General features: G+C 67.8%; 4 protein-coding genes. 2 read left to right on the top strand and 2 right to left on the bottom strand.

Features of this window, described 5'->3' with window-relative positions; genetic code table 11:
* On the bottom strand, positions 1-3,013 hold a 3,013-nt coding region (locus G3N93_RS33325), incomplete at its 3' end, for a transglycosylase domain-containing protein (protein WP_206134864.1).
* A gap of 420 nt (positions 3,014-3,433) precedes the next feature.
* On the opposite strand from G3N93_RS33325, the gene G3N93_RS33320 reads away from it, so the two are divergent.
* The gene (locus G3N93_RS33320; RefSeq protein WP_241026799.1) at positions 3,434-3,826 is read left to right on the top strand and encodes an MAPEG family protein; all 393 of its coding nucleotides are present in this window, start codon (positions 3,434-3,436) and stop codon (positions 3,824-3,826) included.
* A gap of 48 nt (positions 3,827-3,874) precedes the next feature.
* Here the strand turns inward: G3N93_RS33320 and G3N93_RS33315 are convergent, their stop codons facing one another.
* Positions 3,875-4,792, bottom strand: coding sequence for a LysR substrate-binding domain-containing protein (locus G3N93_RS33315; protein WP_206134863.1), 918 nt, complete (start codon positions 4,790-4,792; stop codon positions 3,875-3,877).
* Positions 4,793-5,015: 223 nt separating this feature from the next.
* Between G3N93_RS33315 and G3N93_RS33310 the strand changes: the two genes are divergently transcribed.
* On the top strand, positions 5,016-5,470 hold a 455-nt coding region (locus tag G3N93_RS33310), incomplete at its 3' end, for an MFS transporter (RefSeq protein ID WP_241026800.1).

Below are 5,470 nucleotides of genomic sequence, written 5' to 3'. Positions count from 1 at the left end.
TCAGCGGCGCGAGCGCCGGCGCCATCGACTTCAGCAACTGCACGGCCATCGCGCTCGTGAAGTCGTAGCGCGCCGCATACGGCTCATGCGCCGTCGCCGTCAGGACCCCGAAGAACCGGTCGCCGAGCACGAACACGAACGTGCCGCTGCGGTTCACCTTGCGTGACTCGATCAGCCGCGCACCGCGCGCATAGACGTTGAAGCGCTGGTCGCCCGTCCCCGTCTTGCCGTACACGTCGAGCGTCTTGCCGTCGGGCAGCGTGAAGCCGCCCGCGAGACGGCGCGCGGTGCCGTTGAGCACGACGTCGCGCAGCAGCGTGTGCGCCACGTTGACGATCTCCGGCGACAGCATCGGCTGCGGCTGGGCGACTGCACGTACAAAGCGCGTTTCGTACGGTGTGCCCTTCGCGAAGTCGAGTCGCGTGATCGTCTCGGTCGGCGCCTTCTGGCCGCCGTTCGCGATCAGGCCGATCAGTTTCGCGAGTGCGTCGGGCTGGTCGCCCGATGCGCCGATCGCGGCCGCGTACGATGGCGTGACTTCCGCGAACGGGTAGCCGAGTGCGCGCCACGCCTTCGTGATTTCCGCGTACGCGCGCAGCTCGACCATGCGCCGGATGCGGCGGTCCTGGGTCGCGTGGTAGCGCGTCTTGTACAGCCACGAGTACGTGTAGAAACGCGCATCATGGCTGTCGCGCTGGACGTCGGCGAGCGACGCCGACGGGTGCGCGCGCAGGTAGTTGAGCGTCCACAGCGCGAGCGGATGCACGCTCGCGATATAGCCGCGATCGTTGAGGTTGAAGCGGTCGATCGCGTACTTCGCGTAGAGCCTGGCGAGATCGTCGTCGGACAGCGTCGCGGCCGGCGTGCCCTTCAGTTGCACGCGCATCTGCGCATCGAACCACGCGAGCGATTCGTTCGGCGCGACGCTGCGCAGCACCGTCGCGATCTTCGGCGGCGACTTGCGCACGTCCTTCAGCATCAGCGCGAGCGCGTCGTCGGGCGCCTTGCCCGCATAGCGCGTGTAGTAGCGCTTCACGTAGACCTGGCTTTCGCCGTCGACGAACTGCTGCAGGTAATGCTGGCGCTGCTCGGGGTCTCCCAACCACGACGACGACGGGCCGGCCGCCTGCAGCGTCTCGTAGTGGACGATGTCGCGCATCAGCCGCACGAACACGAGGTTGACCGAATGCTCGAACGCCGCGTGCAGCGTCAGGATGCGGCCGTTGTCCGACTTTTCGAAGTTCGAGAACACCTGCGCGCCGCCGCCCGTGTAGAACACGTCGGGGCTCGCCGAATACTTGCGTTCGACGGCCGCGTCGAGCATCGCCTGCAGCGAGCGGTCGCGCGTATGCGACAGGTAGTCGAGCGCCCAGTGCGACAGCCCGTCGATCGGGTCGGGCTTCACGCGCGCCAGCTCCGCGTTCGACAGGTTCGCGTAGCGCGCATGCAGGTCGGACACGATCTGCAGGTAGGTGATCAGCGTACGCAGTTTCGCGGTCGAGCCGAGGTTGATGCGGCCGCCGCGATTGACGTCGAACGGCTCGTTCACGCTGTCGGTCTGCACGCGCAGCAGGTTCGCGCCGTTGCGGTGTTCGTACAGCGTGAAGCTGTACGTGAGGTGCGACGGGTCGTCCTTTGGCGCGAGCATCTCGAAACCGTACAGGCCGGCTTTCTGCGCCCCGTCGCGCGTCGACGCCTGGGCGAGCCGTTCGGCGACCGCCTGCTGCACGCCGTTGTCGAGCGTGCTGGTCGCCTGCAGGTCGAACTGGTCGAGCTGGTACAGGTCACTGATGCCGAGCGCCGACAGCAGCGACGCACGTGCGGACGTCACGGCCTTGCGCGACACGAACGACTGCACGTGCGCGGCGGCCGGCGGCGCGCTGCGTTCGATCTCCGCGGCCAGCGCGGCGTCGCGCAGCGCGGGCGAGATCACGCCGCCGGTCGACAGCAGCCGCAGGTAGCTGTCGGTCAGCTTCTGCAGCGCCGGATAGCCGCGGTTGAGGAAGTACGACGGGGCGCGCTGCGCGATGATCAGCGACAGCACCTCGCGGAACGTCTTGCCTTGCTCGTCGACGTTGTCGCCGGTCGTCGGTGCGGACAGGATGCGGTTCACGTCGTTGAAGTCGCGGCCGTACCACGCGGCGAGACCGTCGCCGATGCCGGTTATCTCGCCGATATGCGGCCGCGCGGCGAGCGGTACCGAGTTCAGGTAGCGCACGACGATGGTACGGCGCGCGAGCATCGTCTGCGGGCCGTTCAGGTACGCGCGCACCGACGCGGACGCGATCTGCCGCAGCTTCTCGGGCGGCGTCGCGGTGCGGCCTTCGGGCGAATGGCGGAACTTCTCGATCTGCGTCGCGAGCGTGCTGCCGCCCGGGCGCGCCTGATGGCGGTTGACGACGTGCAGCGCCTGGTCGGCGACTGCGCGGCTGAAGCGCCCCCAGTCGATCGCCGGGTTGCGGTTCGGTTCGTTCGCGTCGAGCAGGTAGCGATCCTCGATGAACAGCAGCGAATCGGCCACCACGCGCGGCACCATGTCGAAGTCGGCGTAGACGCGCTGCGGGAACACGGTCGCGAACAGCGGCGCGCCGGTCGAATCGAACAGCATCAGGCCCGCCTGGTCCTTCTCTTCGAACGGGAGGAACAGCCCGCGATCGCCGAGCGACAGCATCCGCTGCGAATCGCGCGCCTGCTTGCCGACGACGAAGCCGCGCGCGAGCAGCCGCTCCTGGAACGCCGGAATCATCGAGTAGCCGAGGCGCTGGTCGTACGGGCCGTTCGCGGGGAAGCGGATGTGATCGCTCGGGCCCGTCTCGACCGTGTAGCCGACGTCGCGGGTGAGCTCGGACAGGTAATGCGCCTGCAGCCGGGACGTTTCGATTTCGCTCTGCACGAGTCGCGCAACGATCGCCACGGCGATCAGCAGCGCGGCCAGCAAAGACCACTTGACCCACGTCCAGACCGATGCGGGACCGGTCACGCGCGGCAGGATACGATTCAGCGGCCGATTCATGGCGGCGTCTCCCTGAAGGTGCGGGCTCCGGCCGCACCCCATTAAGGATTAGTGTAGTCCTCCGCAGCGGGCTGCCAAGGGCGTTCACTACCGAGATGCGTCGACGCAACGCGCGTGCCTGCGACGCGCTGTAACCTGCGTTGCGCTGCGGCGGTGCATGTCGCCGCAGCGTAACGTTTGCGCGTTTCGTGCCGGAGCATCCGTGTGACGGGGGTGTCGGCGGGCAGGCCCGGACAGCCGGGCTGGCGGGCAATGCACCGGTTTCGTGCGGTGCGGCGCAGCGACAATTAGGATCGGAACCCGGCCGTAAAATTGTGTCCGGCGCGCGGCGATGCTGCGGGTTTCCGTGATAGCCGCGCGTGTCGGCTGCGGGTACGATCGTCGGATGTGCGGCACCTTTCCGCTTTTGCCGGGAGTCCCATGCCGATCCATCCCGTCGCGCTCGTCTGCACGGCCATCCTCGGGCTGCTGCTGTTCGGGCTCGGGCTCGTCGTGTCCGTCACACGCTTCCGGTGCACCACCGGTTCCGGGTGTGCGCCCGATCCGGCGAACGGGTTGCACAAGATCGTACGGGCGCACGGCAACACGGCCGAATACGCGCCGTTTCTCGCGGTGCTGTTTCTCTACTTCGGCGCCCACGATCCATCGCGCGCGATCCTGGCACTGATCGTCGCGGCGACCGCGTGCCGCTGCCTGCTCGTGATCGGCTTGCTCGCGTGGCCGACGATGGCCAACCCGAATCCCGTGCGTTTCGTCGGCGCGCTCGGCACGTATCTGTGCGGCGCCGCGCTGTGTATCGCGCTGCTCGTCTGAACGGCACCGCCATGTGACGCGTGGCGCCGCGTCATGCGGCCCGCGCCGTCATCGCCACAGCAGCTTCGCGCGATCGTGCCGGCGTACGGCCTCGACGAAGCAGTGGATCAGGTAGTCGCAGGCAAGCGTGTTCAGCGCATCGCGGCGCGTGAGCACACCGACCGACACGGCCGGAATCGTCTCCTCGATGTCGATGGCGACCATCCGCTCGCGAATCCAGTCGACCTCCATGAAGCTCTGCGGCACGCAGGACACGGTGTCGGTATGCACCGACAGCGAAAACGCCGCGCTGAACGACGTGCATTCGACGATCGGCTGCGGCGCCGGATAGCCGTGCGCGACGAACACATCCTGCAGCAGCCGGCCGATGCTTTCCGGCGACGTGTTGAGGATCCATTGCGCGTCCTGCAACTGCGCGAGCGACGTGCAGTGACGCAGCGGATTGCTCGCGCGCGTCATCAGGATCAGTTCCGATTCGAGCAGCGGCCGGAACGTGAATTCGGGCGACAGCCGCGTCGCGTCGACGATCGCGATCACGAAGTCGAGCGAGCCGTCGCGCAGGCGCGGCAGCGCCGTGTCGAGAAAGCCTTCGCGTACGTCGAGGCGGATCGTCGGCATCCGCTGCCGGAACGCGTCGAGCGCGGCCGGCAGGAAGCCGAGCGACATCAGCGGCGTCAGCGCGCAGGCGACAGCGCCTTCCTTGCCCCCCGACAACTGGATCACGTCGTCGCGCGCGTGCTGCATCTCCGCGAGGATCAGCCGCGCGCGCGCATAGACGGCCTGCCCGAAACGGGTGAGCTGCGCACCGCGCGCGTTGCGCGTGACGAGCGGCACGCCGAGATCGAGTTCGAGTTCGCGGATCGCTTTCGTCAGTGCGGGCTGCGACAGGTGGATCGCGCGTGCGGCCGCGCGCAGGCTGCCGTGTTCGGCGATGGCGGCGAGCGCCCGGAGCTGGTGGTGTTTCACGGCGTGGCGGGGCGCGGCGGCAGTGGCGACGCTCCCATCCTACACCGCGCCGCCGCAATCGAAGCACGCGATAACCGTGCGTTATCACGATCGAAAAATGTCGCTCCGGGCCGCGGTTTTTGAATGCCTAGACTGCATGCGCAGGCCGTCGAAAGGGCCGCGCACACGACACGCACAACCAGTACGGAGACACACCTTCATGAAGGCGCCCCGAGCGGACAGCATGTTCGGCGGGCATGTCGGCAACGTTGCCGCATCCCCGTCCAATCGTCAGTTGATTGTCGCGATCACGATCGGCAACGGTCTCGAATTCTTCGATCTCACCGTGTTCAGTTTCTTCGCGGTGCTGCTCGGCAAACTCTTCTTTCCGGCGGTCTCCGCGCAGCAGCAATTGCTGATGTCGGTCGCGACCTTCGGTGTCGGCTTCATCGCGCGGCCGATCGGCGGTGTCGTGATCGGGCTCGTTGCCGACCGCTTCGGCCGTGTGCCCGCGATGAACCTCACGCTCGTCACGATGGCGATCGGTACCGGAATGATCGGCGTGATGCCGACCTATGCGCAGATCGGCGTGGCGGCGCCCGTGCTGGTGGTCGCCGCGCGGCTGCTGCAGGGCTTTTCGGCCGGCGGCGAGGTGGGCGTGTCGACGTCGCTGCTCGCCGAGCGCGCGCCGGCTGGCGA

The sequence above is a fragment of the Burkholderia sp. Se-20378 genome (assembly GCF_017104665.1).
Classification (GTDB): domain Bacteria; phylum Pseudomonadota; class Gammaproteobacteria; order Burkholderiales; family Burkholderiaceae; genus Burkholderia; species Burkholderia lata.
This window is presented reverse-complemented; position numbering and strand designations above follow the sequence as displayed.